General features: G+C 66.9%; 9 protein-coding genes and 1 pseudogene. 7 read left to right on the top strand and 3 right to left on the bottom strand.

The window, feature by feature from the left end:
- Window positions 1-190: 190 nt before the first annotated feature.
- Window positions 191-1,555, top strand: a pseudogene (locus LOC60_RS16360) (DUF222 domain-containing protein); the annotation flags it as partial.
- 390 nt (window positions 1,556-1,945) lie between these two features.
- Here the strand turns inward: LOC60_RS16360 and LOC60_RS00500 are convergent.
- The 3 genes from LOC60_RS00500 to LOC60_RS00490 are packed head-to-tail and all read right to left on the bottom strand — an operon-like array spanning window position 1,946 to window position 4,828.
- Window positions 1,946-3,463: an FAD-dependent oxidoreductase gene (locus tag LOC60_RS00500; protein ID WP_230020731.1), complete on the bottom strand. Its 1,518-nt coding sequence runs from the start codon at window positions 3,461-3,463 to the stop codon at window positions 1,946-1,948.
- Window positions 3,460-4,329, bottom strand: a complete 870-nt coding sequence (locus tag LOC60_RS00495; RefSeq protein WP_230020730.1) for an FAD:protein FMN transferase — start codon at window positions 4,327-4,329, stop codon at window positions 3,460-3,462. Before LOC60_RS00495 ends, LOC60_RS00500 begins: the two co-directional genes overlap by 4 nt.
- Before the next feature lie 10 nt (window positions 4,330-4,339).
- Entirely contained in the window at window positions 4,340-4,828 is a 489-nt protein-coding gene (locus LOC60_RS00490) for an FMN-binding protein (protein ID WP_230020729.1), read from the bottom strand.
- A 161-nt stretch (window positions 4,829-4,989) separates the two neighbouring features.
- On the opposite strand from LOC60_RS00490, the gene argS reads away from it, so the two are divergent.
- The 6 genes from argS (at window position 4,990) to rho (ending at window position 14,167) form a co-directional block, all read left to right on the top strand.
- Entirely contained in the window at window positions 4,990-6,639 is a 1,650-nt protein-coding gene (gene argS, locus LOC60_RS00485) for an arginine--tRNA ligase (protein WP_230020727.1), read from the top strand.
- A 3-nt stretch (window positions 6,640-6,642) separates the two neighbouring features.
- Window positions 6,643-8,067, top strand: a complete 1,425-nt coding sequence (gene lysA, locus LOC60_RS00480; protein ID WP_230020726.1) for a diaminopimelate decarboxylase — start codon at window positions 6,643-6,645, stop codon at window positions 8,065-8,067.
- Between the two features lie 25 nt (window positions 8,068-8,092).
- The gene (locus LOC60_RS00475) at window positions 8,093-9,388 is read left to right on the top strand and encodes a homoserine dehydrogenase (RefSeq protein WP_230020725.1); all 1,296 of its coding nucleotides are present in this window, start codon (window positions 8,093-8,095) and stop codon (window positions 9,386-9,388) included.
- A gap of 3 nt (window positions 9,389-9,391) precedes the next feature.
- A complete protein-coding gene (gene thrC / locus LOC60_RS00470) occupies window positions 9,392-10,519 on the top strand; it encodes a threonine synthase (protein WP_230020723.1) in 1,128 nt (375 codons plus the stop codon).
- Window positions 10,520-10,528: 9 nt separating this feature from the next.
- Window positions 10,529-11,521: a homoserine kinase gene (thrB, locus tag LOC60_RS00465; RefSeq protein WP_230020721.1), complete on the top strand. Its 993-nt coding sequence runs from the start codon at window positions 10,529-10,531 to the stop codon at window positions 11,519-11,521.
- 393 nt (window positions 11,522-11,914) lie between these two features.
- On the top strand, window positions 11,915-14,167 hold the full coding sequence (gene rho, locus LOC60_RS00460; RefSeq protein ID WP_230020720.1) for a transcription termination factor Rho: 2,253 nt from the start codon (window positions 11,915-11,917) through the stop codon (window positions 14,165-14,167).
- Window positions 14,168-14,257: the final 90 nt, after the last annotated feature.

The raw sequence follows: 14,257 nt of genomic DNA, 5'->3' as shown, positions 1-14,257 counted from the left end.
GGCTGGATGCCTGTGCGTTTCGGCGAGTCGTCCCGGAGGCTTTAACTGCGTCGCCTGACAACCGGCCGTGTGAGTACGTTTCTGGGGTAGGTAGTGGCCTTTGAAAGACAGGTATTTGTGGTTTCCCGAGGGGACGTTTTGGGGCTGTTTTTGGTCCGGAAATGTCAGTGCCGGGTGAAATCCTGAGGGCATGGATCAGCTCGGGAACACCGGACGGACAACCGAAGAACCAGACAGCGAAGACCCCCAGCCGGAAGGCGTGGCGGGTGAAGCGGATGCGCTGCACGCGGCCTGCACTTTGTCGGTGTATCGGGCTGAACTGGCTGCCGGGCCTTCCGTGGACGCTGAGGCCGAGTCCGGCACCGAGCCAGCTGAGCATCCTGTCCCTGATGAGGGTCCCGCCCCTGCCGGGCCCGCCGACGCCGATCATCCCGGAGCTTCGGCCTTCATTCCCGATCCTGACGCCGGAACCGCTGACGCCGGAACCGCCGATCCCGGTACCTTCGAAGCCGGGAGTCCTGCCGGCAGCTATCCGGACGGGTTTACCGGCGTACTGGCCCTGCAGAACCTTGAAGCCTTTGACGAGCACACGGTCGGCGATGCCCTGTCCCGGATGGCGCATTTGATGTCCTGGGTGCAGGCGCAGGAAGCACGTCTCATGGTCCGGATGCAGGAGATCTTCCGGGACAGCTACCACGCGGCTTCGGGGCGGCTCGAACCCGGGATGGCGTTCAGCCTGGCAGCGTCAGAATGTGCTGCCATCCTGAATGTCCCGCAGGTCACCGCCCAGCAGATGATGTTCGAAGCACTCAACCTATGCAGTACCCATACCGCCACCCTGACCCGACTGGAAGAAGGGCAGCTGTCCTACCAGCACGCGCAGGTGGTCCTGGACCAGTGCCAAAACGTGCCGGCCGACCACCTCCCCGGGTTCGAAGCCGACCTACTGGCGGCAGCGGAGGGTCAGACCCGGGCCCAGTTCGCCTGCAAAGCCCGGCGGCTGCGGGAGAAAAAGTATCCGGACACCATTACCAAACGGCATCTGACCGCCTTCGAGCAGCGCAAGGTCACCCTGGACCGGGAAGAAGACGGGATGTCCTGCCTCTCCGCCCATCTCCGGGCGGCGGAAGCACAGCAGATCTACACGACCCTGAGTACTGCGGCGCGGGGAGAACAGACGGCCGGGGATTCCAGGTCCACGGATCAGCTGCGTGCGGACATTCTGGCTCAGTTGCTGATGGGTGGTGTCGGCTCAACCCGTGCCACGGAAACCGGCGGGGCAATCGGTGAGAGTGGAACCGATGCCGAGGCAGGACCGGACGAAGGGATCATCCCGAAGGCGGAAATCATGGTCCTGATCAACGCTGAGACCCTTTTCGGGGCCGACGATCGGCCAGCAGAACTGCACGGTTACGGACCCATCAGCGCCGAAGCAGCCCGCAGGCTGGCCCGTAACGCGCTCGGCTGGACCGGACTCGTGCAGGACCCACAGACAGGTGAAATTCTTGGGGTGGGAAGGCGGCGAAAAGTCCCGGCCGGGCTCCGCCGCTGGCTCCGTGCCCGCGACGGAACCTGTCGATTCCCCGGGTGCCGGGTCAACACCGCAAACTCGGACATCGACCACACCACCGACTGGGCACGCGGCGGTCCCACGGACCACGGAAACCTGGAGCATCTCTGCAAGCGGCATCACCGGTACAAGACCCTCGGTTACTGGAAAGCGTGCCAGCCCTCACCCGGGGTGATCGAGTGGACTTCGCCGACCGGACGCGTCTACCGGACCGAGCCGTTCCTGGAACTCGGACCGGACACTGCACGGGGATCCGCGGAAGGAACATGGGCAGACCGATCACAGGCAGACGGATCATATGCGGAAGGACCACGCACGAACGGACCCTGCGCAGACGGAACCGGAACAGGTGCCGCCGTTCTGAGCGGCGTCGGCCTAGTACCCCAGGAACGGGTCGGTACGGATCCGCCGGCCTCCGGCGCCGCGGACGGCCTTGCGGGCAGCAGTCACCGCCTGTGGCGAGCCGGAAACGTAGATGGCCCGTCCGCTGATGTCGGGAACCTCCGCACGCAGGACTTCCGCGCCAGGGAGACCCGGACCCAGCCAGGCCCAGCCCGGGATCCCGGGATCCGACGGTGTGCAGACCAGCACCCGAACCCCCGGTTCCTGCAGTTCCCCGGCATAGGCCAGCTCGTCGACCGAGGAGGCCGCATACACCAGCACAATGTCCCGGTCCTCGCCCCGGACCTGCCGGATCTGGCTGATAAACGGAGTGATGCCGATGCCGGAAGCAATCAGAAGGATCCCGGTACGCGGATCCCGCGGCAGCAGGAAGTCACCGGCAACTGCAGTGGCACCCACTTCGGCTCCGGGCCGCAGCCGCAGCAGAGCGGTCTTGAAGCTGCTGCCCGGTTCGGCCACCCGCAGCCCCACAGCCACTGTGCCCGGCTCCGAAGGCGCAGTAGTGATGCTGAAAATACGCCGCGTTCCCCGGGAGTCCGGCTCAAAATGCGGCACGGCCAGTTCCATGTACTGGCCGGCACGGAAACGGACAGGACGTATCGGCTCAAACACCAGCTCACGGGCAGTAGGAGTCAGTTCCCGGATTTCCCGCAGCCGCAGCCGGACAGCTCCGCGCTGGCCCATCGCGAAAGCCAGTGCGTTCCCCGCCAGCAACGCCAGTTCCGGAGACATCATCACCGGACCCAGGGACAGCGGCACGGAGAAGAGCACGCCGACGACGGCGGCCTCCAGCAGGCGCTGGATGCGAAGCGGCGGCAGGGTCAGAGGCTCCGTGAGCATAAAGCCGGCCAGGAACACCAGGGGATAAGACACGGCAATGGTTGTCAGGGCGCCGGGAAGGGACTCGCCGGCAGCAAGGAAACGGGCCAGGGTCACAATCACAGCGGTCAGGACAAAGACCCCCGCCATCGGGAGCAGCCGGTTCCGGTAGAGCATCAGGACCGCTGCCGGAAGAACGGCGACGAGCATGCCGGGAGTTGCCACCCACCAGACCGCACCGCCCAGTCCGGTCACGGCCACCACGAACGCGCCCACGGCAGCGGGGTTGAAGATGTGCCGGCGTCGGAACGCCAGGAGATATTTCGACGCCGTAGCCACGGCCCCGGCGAGGGCCACGGTAGCCAGCTGCGCGCCGTCGGTGCTGGGCCAGAACAGGAAAAACAGGAGCAGCCCGGTAATCAGGGAGGAATCGGTCTGCGGACGGGTGCGCAGCAGCAGGCCGGCCACGCGGCTGGTAATCATGGTGGAAGCCACCGCCGTCACCGCCGTCGCACCCAGCTCAGCCGGGCTGTAGAACAGCACCCCCGCGAAGGAAAGGACAAAGGCCCAGGCGGCAACTGCCAGCAGCAGCCAGACACTCAGCCGGTACATGGTCCAACGTCCCAGGAAGGTGTTCAGGGTGCGCGGCGCAGTGGGGGCGGAAATACTCATGGGAACAGGACTCCAGCCATTGCAGGGGAATAGTCGGCCCGGCCGTCAGTGAACATCCGGACATAGTCGAAGGAGAACTCACGGGCCAACTCGTCCGGCTCGGCAAAGAACAGGGCAGTGGCCAGCCCGTCGGCAGTCATGGCGTCGGCCGCCAGCGCCCAGGTGGCCGCCACCGTGTCCACCGGGGCTCCGGTGCGGGCATCGAGCACATGGTGCAGGCCGTCGCCCCACTGACGGCGGTTGACGGCCGAGGCGCACAGCGCACGGTCCGCGAGGGTCAGCACTCCGATGGCCCGGGTGGTGTCATACGGATGCTCCAGCGCTACCCGCAGCTCAGCGGCGCCGGCAGAACGCAGGTCGGAACCGGCATCGACCACATACTCCCGGTGGCCGGCCTCTGCCAGGACCGCGCTGACCAGGTCCACCAGCTGGCCCTTCCCGGCGGCTCCGATATCGAAGGTCACCGGAGCGGAGATGGTCAGCGTGGTGGCACTCCCGTCGGTGGTCCAGGAGACGGTTTCCGCCCAGGCCGCAGCGGGCACGGGCGAACCGGAGGGCAGGAAGCTGTACCCGGCGTCGTACCCCAACACCTCCAGCGAGCGGCCCACCAGCGGGTTCACCGCACCGCCCGTGAGCCGCTGCAGGGTATCGAAGAGGGTCAGCAGGGGCGCGGCCGACGCCGGGAGGACGAAGTTTCCTGCTGCTTCGGCCATCCGTGCCACGGTGGAATCGGACCGGAAACGCGAATAGGTCCGGTCATAGCTGCCGACCACCTCCGCGACGGCAGCCTGCGTGGCGGGATCGAGCGGCACGGCGGTGGACAGGGTCCACTGCGTGCCGATCGCCTCAAACCCCAGGGTATGCACGGGTGCTGTACTAGGAGGCAGCTTCGGAGCGGATGGCGTCCAGGGCCCGATTGAAGCCCTCGCTGGTCAGCGAGGAGCCGGCCACTTTGTCCACGTCCAGCTCGTCCAGGTTTTTCCCCACCACCTGCTCCTTCACGTTGGAAGTGAATTCGCGCTGGTACTGCTTGGACGTCGGGTTCTTCTGCGAAGTCTCCACCTCAAGCTCGGTCACCACGCTGCCTTCGAGGTGCAGGGTCACGTCCACGTCCTCGGAGGTGCCCGACGGCGGGATGTAGCTTCCGGTGCCGGAGTACTCGCCGTCGGTGTAGCTGCCGGAACCGGCAGCATCGGGGGAGGCCGCGCCGGAAGATGCAGGAGCGGATGCGGGAGCGGACTCAGCGGGGGATTCGGCAGGGGCGGCACCTGCCTCGGCGGGTTCTTCGCCTGCGGCACACCCGGCGGCCGAGAGCAGGGACAGGCCGGCGGCGGCACAGAGCAGGGACTTGCTCGCTCGGTTCACGGTTCTCCTTGGAGTGGGGGTCGCTTTGCGCCCGGGGCCGTTGACCGGCCCGGGGTCTTCTCTCCCATTACATCGCATCATTAGTGCCGGTGCCGGATCCGCACAGCGTAAGGCCCGTCATACAAAACCGGACCCGCGCTGCACCCGGCTATGCTTAACCGGTGACTCCTGAAGAACTTTCCTCTGCCGTAACTGCCTGCCTCCAAGACGCCATCGACGCCGGTGACTTCAGCGTCGAGCTGCCCGGGGAGGTGCGCGTGGAGCGCCCGAAGAACCGTGACCACGGTGACTGGGCCACCAACATCGCCCTGCAGCTGTCAAAGCAGGCAGGGATGAACCCCCGCCAGTTCGCAGAGATCCTCAAGGGCCGGCTGGAAAAGATCGCCGGTGTGGCGAAGGTCGACATTGCCGGCCCGGGCTTCCTGAATATCACCCTCGACGCCGGTGCGGCCGGCGAACTGGCCAAGGCCATTGTCGAGGCCGGGCCCGCCTACGGCACCTCGGAAATCCTCAAGGGCACCCGGATCAACCTGGAGTTCGTTTCCGCCAACCCCACCGGCCCCATCCACCTGGGCGGCACCCGCTGGGCCGCCGTCGGTGATGCCCTGGCCCGGGTCTTCCAGTCCCAGGGCGCCGAGGTCACCCGCGAGTACTACTTCAATGACCACGGTGCGCAGATTGACCGCTTTGCCCGCTCACTGCTTGCCTCGGCCAAGGGCGAGCCTGCGCCGGAAGACGGCTACGCCGGCGAGTACATCGTCGACATTGCCAACCGCGTGCTGGCCGCCGAGCCGAACATCACCGAACTGCCCGACGCCGAGGCACAGGAACGTTTCCGCGCGGTCGGCGTTGACTTCATGTTCGGCGACATCAAGGAATCCCTGCACAACTTCGGCGTGGACTTCGACGTCTTCTTCCACGAGGATTCGCTGCACGAAAACGGCCAGGTGGCCAAACTGCTCGAGCAGCTCAAGGGCTCCGAGAACCTGTACGAGAAGGACGGCGCCTGGTGGCTGAACTCCACCGCGTTCGGCGACGACAAGGACCGCGTGGTCATTAAGTCGGACGGCAACGCCGCCTACATTGCCGGCGACATTGCGTACATCCACAACAAGCGCGAGCGCGGCTTCGACCTGAACGTCTACATGCTGGGCGCTGACCACCACGGCTACGTGGCCCGCCTGAAGGCCGCAGCCGCAGCACTGGGCCACGACCCGGAATGTGTCGAGGTGCTGATCGGCCAGATGGTGAACCTGGTCAAGGACGGCAAGCCCGTGCGCATGTCCAAGCGTGCCGGCACCGTGGTCACCCTCGAGGATCTGGTGGACGCGGTGGGCGTGGATGCTGCCCGCTACACGCTGGCCCGTTTCTCCGCGGATTCCAACATCGACGTGGACCTGGACCTGCTGACCAAGCGCAGCAACGAGAACCCCGTGTTCTACGTCCAGTACGCCCACGCCCGCACCCATGCCCTGGCCCGCAACGCCGAGGCAGCCGGCGTCGACGATTCCGCCTTCGACGCCTCGCTGCTGAGCCATCCCACCGAGAGCGCCCTGCTGGCCGCCCTGGGGCAGTACCCCGGCGTCGTCGCGCAGGCCAGTGCCTTCCGCGAACCGCACCGCGTGGCCCGCCACCTCGAGGTCATTGCAGGCACCTACCACCGCTGGTACGACGCCTGCCGCATTGCTCCGCAGGGCGATGAGGAAATCACTGACACCAACCGCACCCGCCTGTGGCTGAACCTCGCCGCACGCCAGGTCCTGGCCAACGGCCTGGGTCTGCTGGGAGTCTCCGCACCCGAACGGATGTAAGTTATGACTGCTTCACCCCTGGCTCCGCAGTGGCTGAGCCAGCCCGAGGACACGAATGCCCTGCGCCCGCAGCTGTGGGCGCAGGACGTGGCGCGCGGTGCCGGCGGCGAGCTGGAAATCTCCGGCATCCCCGTGTCCCGGATCGCCGAGGAATTCGGCACGCCCGTGTTCGTGATGTCCGAGGCGGACTTCCGGGCCCGCGCCCGGGACTTCAAGGACTCTTTCGACGCCGCGTTCGCCGGGCTGTGCGGGGGAGCGGACGTCTACTACGCGGGCAAGTCCTTCCTCTGCACCGAAGTGGCGCGCTGGGTCTCCTCCGAGGGACTGCGCCTGGACACGTGCTCCGGCGGCGAACTGGCCGTCGCCCGGCGTGCCGGGCTCCACGGCAGCCAGCTCGGACTGCACGGCAACAACAAGTCCCTGGCTGAATTGACCCGTGCCCTCGACATGGAGCTGGGCCGGATTGTGGTGGACAGCCTCGGTGAGCTGGAAATGCTGGGGAACCTGGCGTCCTCCCGCGGGGAGCGCGCCAACGTGATGCTGCGCCTGACCCCGGGCGTCCATGCCTCCACGCACGAGTTCATTGCCACCGCCCACGAGGACCAGAAGTTCGGCCTCTCCATGGTCGCGGATCCGGACCTGGACGGAATGTCCCCGGCCATGGCCGCCGTGGAAACGGCGCTCAAGCACGACGGCGTGAACCTGGTGGGCGTGCACTGCCACATCGGCTCGCAGATCTTCGAATCGGCCGGCTTTGAACTGGCTGCGCGGCGGCTGCTCGGTTTCCTCGCAGAAGTGAAGCAGGACTACGGCGTCGAACTGGCCGAACTGGACCTGGGCGGCGGCTACGGCATCGCCTACACCGAGGCCGACGCCCCGCGCCCGGCAGCCGAAATCGCCAACGCGATGGCCGCCGTCGTCGGCAGCACCTGCAGCGAGCTCGGACTGGCCGTTCCGCGGATCTCCATTGAACCGGGACGCGCCATCGTGGGTCCGAGCACCTTTACGCTCTACCGCGCCGGCACCACCAAGACGGTCCGGGTGGACACGCCCGACGGCGGCACCTCGCCGCGGCGCTACGTCAGCGTGGACGGCGGGATGAGCGACAACGCCCGGCCCGTGCTGTACGGCGCGGACTACTCCGCAGTGCTGGCCTCGCGGACATCCGAAGCTGACGCGGTCCTTTCACGCGTCGTCGGCAAACACTGCGAGAGCGGCGACATCGTGGTGAGGGACGCCTACCTGCCCGGTGATGTCACGGCGTCGGACCTGCTGGCTGTTCCGGGCACCGGCGCCTACTGCTGGGTCCTGTCCAGCAACTACAACTACCTCACCCGGCCGCCCGTCGTGGCTGTACGGGACGGCGCCGCACGGCTGATCGTGCGCGGCGAGACCGAAGACGACCTGTTGGCACGCGACGTTTCCTAACCTCTGCAAGGAGTTGGCACAGTAAATGAAGACCCTGAAAGTAGCCCTGCTGGGGTGCGGAAACGTAGGTTCGCAGGTTGCCCGGATCCTCATTGACGACGCCGAGGGCCTCGCCTCCCGCCTCGGTGCGCGGCTGGAGCTGTCCGGCATCGCAGTGCGCAACGTGGACGCGCCGCGGGACGTGGAGCTTCCGGCGGAACTGTTCACCACCGACGCCGAGGCGCTGGTCCGCGACGCGGACATCGTGATCGAGCTGATGGGCGGCATTGAGCCGGCCCGCAGCCTGATCCTGCACGCGCTGGGCTCGGGCGCCGCCGTCGTCACCGGCAACAAGGCGCTGCTCGCCGCAGACGGTGCGAGCCTGTACGAAAAGGCCGACGCCGCGGGGGTCCAGCTCTCCTACGAAGCCGCCGTGGCCGGTGCCATCCCCATCCTGCGCCCCATCCGGGACAGCCTTTCCGGTGACCGGATCACCAAGGTGATGGGCATCGTCAACGGCACCACCAACTACATCCTCGATGCCATGGACTCCACCGGAGCCCAGTTCGCCGATGCCCTGGCCGAGGCCCAGCGGCTCGGCTACGCCGAGGCGGACCCCACCGCCGACGTCGAGGGGCACGACGCCGCCGCAAAGGGGGCCATCCTTGCCTCCCTGGCGTTCCACACCGGTTTCGCCCTCTCGGACGTCTCCTGCGAAGGCATCAGCTCCGTTACCGCCGAGGACATCAGCGCCGCCCGGGAAGCCGGGTTCGTTATCAAGCTGCTGGCCATCGCCGAGAAGTTCACGGACACCGACGGCGCCGAAGGCGTCAGCGTGCGGGTGCATCCCACCCTGCTGCCGCGCCTGCATCCGCTGGCCGCCGTGCACGGGGCGTTCAACGCCGTGTTCGTCGAGGCGGAAAACGCGGGAGAACTGATGTTCTACGGCCAGGGTGCCGGGGGAGCGCCTACTGCGTCGGCCGTGATGGGCGACGTGGTTACCGCTGCCCGCAGGCTGGTCCTCGGCGGCCCGGTTCCCGCCGGCCGGCCGAGCGGACAGCTGCCGGCCCTGCCGCTGGAAAAGGTCACCACCAGTTATTCGATCGGCCTGGATGTGGCCGACCAGCCCGGCGTCCTGGCCGCCGTCGCCCGGGTGTTCTCCGAACACGGTGTCTCCATCGAAACCATGCGCCAGACCATTCACGGTGAAGGCGCCAGCGCCGAACTGCGCTTCGTCACGCACCGTGCACCCGAGGCTGCCCTCGCAGCAACCGTCGAGGCCATCAAGGGCCTGGACGTCATCAAGAACGTCAAATCCGTCCTGCGGGTAGAAGGAGTCTGAGCCGTGGCTCACCAATGGCGCGGCGTTATCCGCGAGTATGCCGACCGTCTTCCGGTCACCGAGAGCACCGAGGTCATCACCCTCGGCGAGGGCGGCACGCCGCTGGTCCGCGCCAAGGCGCTGTCCGAACTGACCGGCTGCGAGGTCTACCTCAAGGTCGAAGGCATGAACCCCACCGGATCCTTCAAGGACCGCGGGATGACCATGGCCATGACTGCCGCCGTCGAATCCGGCGCCAAGGCCGTGGTGTGTGCCTCCACCGGAAACACCAGCGCCTCGGCGGCCGCCTACGCCACGCAGGCGGGCATTACCTGTGCCGTGCTGGTGCCGGACGGCAAGATCTCCATGGGCAAGCTCAGCCAGGCCATTGCGCACGGCGCCCAGCTGCTTCAGGTGCGCGGCAACTTCGACAACTGCCTGGAGGTGGCCCGCAAACTCGCCGAGGCCTACCCGGTGTTCCTGGTGAACTCCGTGAACCCGGCACGCATTGAAGGCCAGAAGACGGCGTCCTTCGAAGTGGTGGACTACCTCGGCGACGCGCCCGACTACCACCTGCTGCCCGTAGGCAACGCAGGGAACATCACCGCCTACTGGAAGGGCTACTCCGAATACGCTCAGCCCTGGACCAACGTGGCCGGGGAGGAACTGGCGCCGGTGGCCACCAAGACCCCGCACATGTGGGGCTTCCAGGCCGAAGGCGCCTCGCCGCTGGTGAAGGGACACCCGGTCACCGATCCGGACACCATTGCCACCGCCATCCGCATCGGCAATCCGGCTTCCTGGGACCAGGCCATCGCAGCCCGTGATGAATCCGGCGGCCTGATCGAAGCGGTTACGGACACTGAAATCCTCGACGCGCACCGCTGGCTTTCCTCCCGTGAAGGCGTATTCGTGGAGCCGGCTTCCGCGGCAGGCGTGGCAGGACTGCTCAAGAAGCATGCCGCCGGTGAAGTCCCCGCCGGGAAAACCATCGTCATCACGGTCACCGGACACGGCCTCAAGGACCCGCAGTGGGCGCTGCGCACGGCTGACGGCTCGGACGTCGAACCCACCAAGGTGGACTTCGACGTCGTCAGCGTGGCAGCAGCACTGGGCCTGGAAGCGGCACCAACCACCGGATCCGGCGAGTAGGGCAGCAGCATGCACGTGGACCTTCCCCGCGAACCGCGCTCTGTCTCCCGCACCGGCCCCCGTGCCCTGGCACCGGGCCAGGACGTGAGAGTGTCCGTGCCGGCGACCAGTGCCAACCTCGGCCCCGGGTTTGATTCCCTCGGCCTTGCCCTGACGCTGTACGACACGGTTCGGGTACGCACGTCCGAAAACGAAGGCATTTTCGTGGAGGTTGCGGGGGAGGGGGCCGGAAACGTTCCGCTGGATTCCTCCCACCTGGTGGTCCGCGCCCTGCTCGCCACCGTCGCGGCCGCCGGATACGAAGTCCAGGGCCTGCACCTGAGTGCCGATAACGCCATCCCGCACGGCCGCGGGCTGGGCTCTTCGGCCTCCGCGATTGTCTCGGGCGTCCTTGCAGCGAATTCCCTGCTTCCTGCCGAGGCCCGGCTCGACGCCGCCGGACTGCTGCACAGCTGCTCGGCATTAGAGGGCCACCCGGACAATGTGGCTCCCGCACTCGCGGGAGACCTCGCCATTTCATGGGAGACCGACGGCGTTTTCCGTTCCGTACGGTCCGCCGTGCACCCCGCCGTGGTTCCCGTCGTCGCCATTCCCGACGTCGAACTGTCCACCGAGAGTGCCCGCGGGCTGCTGCCGGCCACCGTGGCACACCGGACCGCCGCCGCCAACGCCGGGCGTGCTGCCCTGCTGATCCACGCGCTGACCGTTGATCCTTCGCTGCTGCTTGAGGGAACGCACGACGCACTGCACCAGGATTTCCGTGCCCCCGCAATGCCGGACAGCGCCCGGCTCCTGCAGTCGCTGCGTTCGGCGGGATTCGCTGCCGTGATTTCCGGCGCCGGTCCAACCGTAATGTGCCTGGCCAACGGCGAGACCGCCGCACTGGAGGCAGAGCACGCCATGACCAAACATCTGCAGGCAGCCGAATCCGGCGCGAATTGGCGTGTTTTGCGGCTTGGCGTGGAGCGAGATGGTGCTAGAGTGGAAGGGCACCAGCGGTAATTTTCCGTCCTGTGCTCTCGCAGGTAGCCGTCCATTTCGGGCCGCCCCGGGCTTTCGTTGAAAACACTTTGCCGCCGTCAGGTGTGATTACACCCGTCTTGCGGTGATTCCCGTTGATTCAATCGCCCACCCGCGGAGGCACAGTCTCCGGTGTAGCCTTCAAAGGAACCGCCAAGAAGCGGCGTGTCCCACTTGAATGCCGCGTGTTCGGCAGCGAAGCTGACCAGACTCTGCGTGGATTCTTCTTAACTAAGGCACCCAGCAGATTCGCCTTTCTCCGGCCATCGGGCCGGCAGTAGGCGAACCCTGACCCAATGTCTGATCTTTGGGACCAGGGCCAATCACCGCGGCCGGCATTGCGCCGGACCGCCCGACGAGGGGGAAGGATCCTTCGTGACAGATACCACTAGCCTGACTGCAGGCGTGGATTCAGCATCCGCCGGTTCAACCGGCGAGAACACATCCAAGAGCGCAGGCCTTGCAGGCCTTAAGCTCGCGCAGCTCCAGGCGCTTGCCGGCCAGCTCGGCATCACCGGGGGCTCCCGCATGCGTAAGGGAGACCTGGTTACGGCCATCTCCAACCACCAGCGCGGCGGCGCAGTAGCGGACCGCCCGGTCCGCGGCTCCCGCAGCGATGCCGGTGATGACGCAGCCAAGGGCGCTTCCGCGCCTGAGAAGGCGGCAGCACCCGCGGAGCAGTCGGCCGAGACAACCCGCCCGACGCGTACCCGCAACCGCAACCGGCGTGCAGCCAGTGACGGCGTCGTCACTTCCGCCCCGGCGGAAGCAGTAGAGGCACCGGCCGCCGCCGCGTCGCCCGAAGCGGAAACCACTGAGGCCCCGGCCCGGAACCGCGAGGCACGCGAAGACAACGGACGCGAAGAGGGCCAGCGCGAGCGCGGCAACCGCCGCAGCCGCAACCGCCGCGCAGACTCCAGCGAGTCCAACGGCGCTGCCGCCAACGCAGCCGTCGAAGCACCCGCAGAGGACGGCTCCGGCAACGGTGCTTCCAACAACGCTGCCGCCTCCAGCAACGGAGCCGCTTCGAACAACACCGCAGCCAACGGTTCCGAGAACCGGACCCAGGGCGACGACGAGCGCGGCGAACGCCGTGAGCGCCGCAGCCGCTCGGACCGCGACAACAACCGCGACAACAACCGCGACCGCGACAACAACCGCGAAAACGGCGGCAGCCGCGAGAACAGCCGCGATGGCAACCGCGACCGCGACAACAACCGCGACAGCAACCGCGACAGCAACCGCGACCGCGACAACAACCGCGACAGCAACCGCGAGAACGGCCGCGACCGCGACAACAACCGCGATGACAGCGACGAGAACGGGCGCGGGCGTAACCGCCGCAACCGGAACCGCAACGAGCGCAATGACCGCAACGACCGCGGAGACCGGAACGACCGTTTCCGCGACCGTAACGAGCGCCGCCGCAACCGGAACCAGAACCCCGAGGTCGACGACGTCGAGGTCACCGAAGATGACGTCCTGCTGCCCGTAGCGGGCATCCTCGACGTCCTGGAAAACTATGCCTTTGTCCGGACCTCCGGTTACCTGCCGGGCCCGAACGATGTCTACGTTTCCCTCGCCCAGGTAAAGAAGTACAACCTGCGCAAGGGCGACGCCGTCGTCGGCGCCATCCGTGCACCCCGCGAAGGTGAGAACCAGGGTGGAAACCAGCGCCAGAAGTTCAACGCACTGGTCCGCCTCACCACCGTCAACGGCAAGCCGGCCGAGGACAACAAGGACCGCGTGGAGTTCTCCAAGCTGGTTCCGCTGTACCCCTCCGAGCGCCTGCGCCTGGAGACCTCGGCCAAGGTAATCGGCCCGCGTGTCATTGACCTCGTGGCTCCGATCGGCAAGGGCCAGCGCGGCCTGATCGTCTCCCCGCCGAAGGCCGGCAAGACGCTGATCCTGCAGGCAATTGCCAACGCCATCACGATCAACAATCCCGAGGTCCACCTCATGATGGTCCTCGTGGACGAGCGTCCCGAGGAAGTCACGGACATGCAGCGCACGGTGAAGGGCGAGGTTATTGCCTCCACCTTCGACCGCCCCGCCGATGACCACACCACGGTTGCCGAACTCGCCATCGAGCGCGCCAAGCGCCTGGTGGAAATGGGTAACGACGTCGTGGTGCTGCTTGACTCGATGACCCGCCTGGGACGTGCCTACAACCTGGCCGCTCCGGCGTCGGGCCGTATCCTCTCCGGCGGTGTCGACTCCTCGGCACTGTACCCGCCCAAGCGTTTCTTCGGTGCTGCCCGCAACATCGAAAACGGTGGTTCGCTCACCATCCTGGCTACGGCCCTGGTGGAGACCGGATCCAAGATGGACGAGGTCATCTTCGAGGAATTCAAGGGCACCGGCAACATGGAACTGCGACTGTCCCGCAACCTTGCGGACAAGCGCATCTTCCCGGCCGTGGATGTCAACGCGTCGGGTACCCGCCGCGAAGAGAACCTGCTCTCCCCGGATGAAGTCAAGATCATGTGGAAGCTGCGCCGGGTCCTGTCCGGCCTGGACACCCAGCAGGCACTCGAGCTGCTCACCGGCAAGATCCGGGAGACGCAGTCCAACGTCGAGTTCCTGATGCAGGTCCAGCAGACGACCCTGGGCACCAAGGACAACTAGCTGCCCTACGAGCCGCTCATGCTCCCTCCCGCGAATCAGCGGGCAGGGGGCCTGGGCGGCTCGTGCGTTAACGCGCCGGACCGAAGGTGC

It is taken from the genome of Arthrobacter sp. zg-Y769, assembly GCF_020907405.1.
GTDB lineage: Bacteria > Actinomycetota > Actinomycetes > Actinomycetales > Micrococcaceae > Arthrobacter_B.
This window is presented reverse-complemented; position numbering and strand designations above follow the sequence as displayed.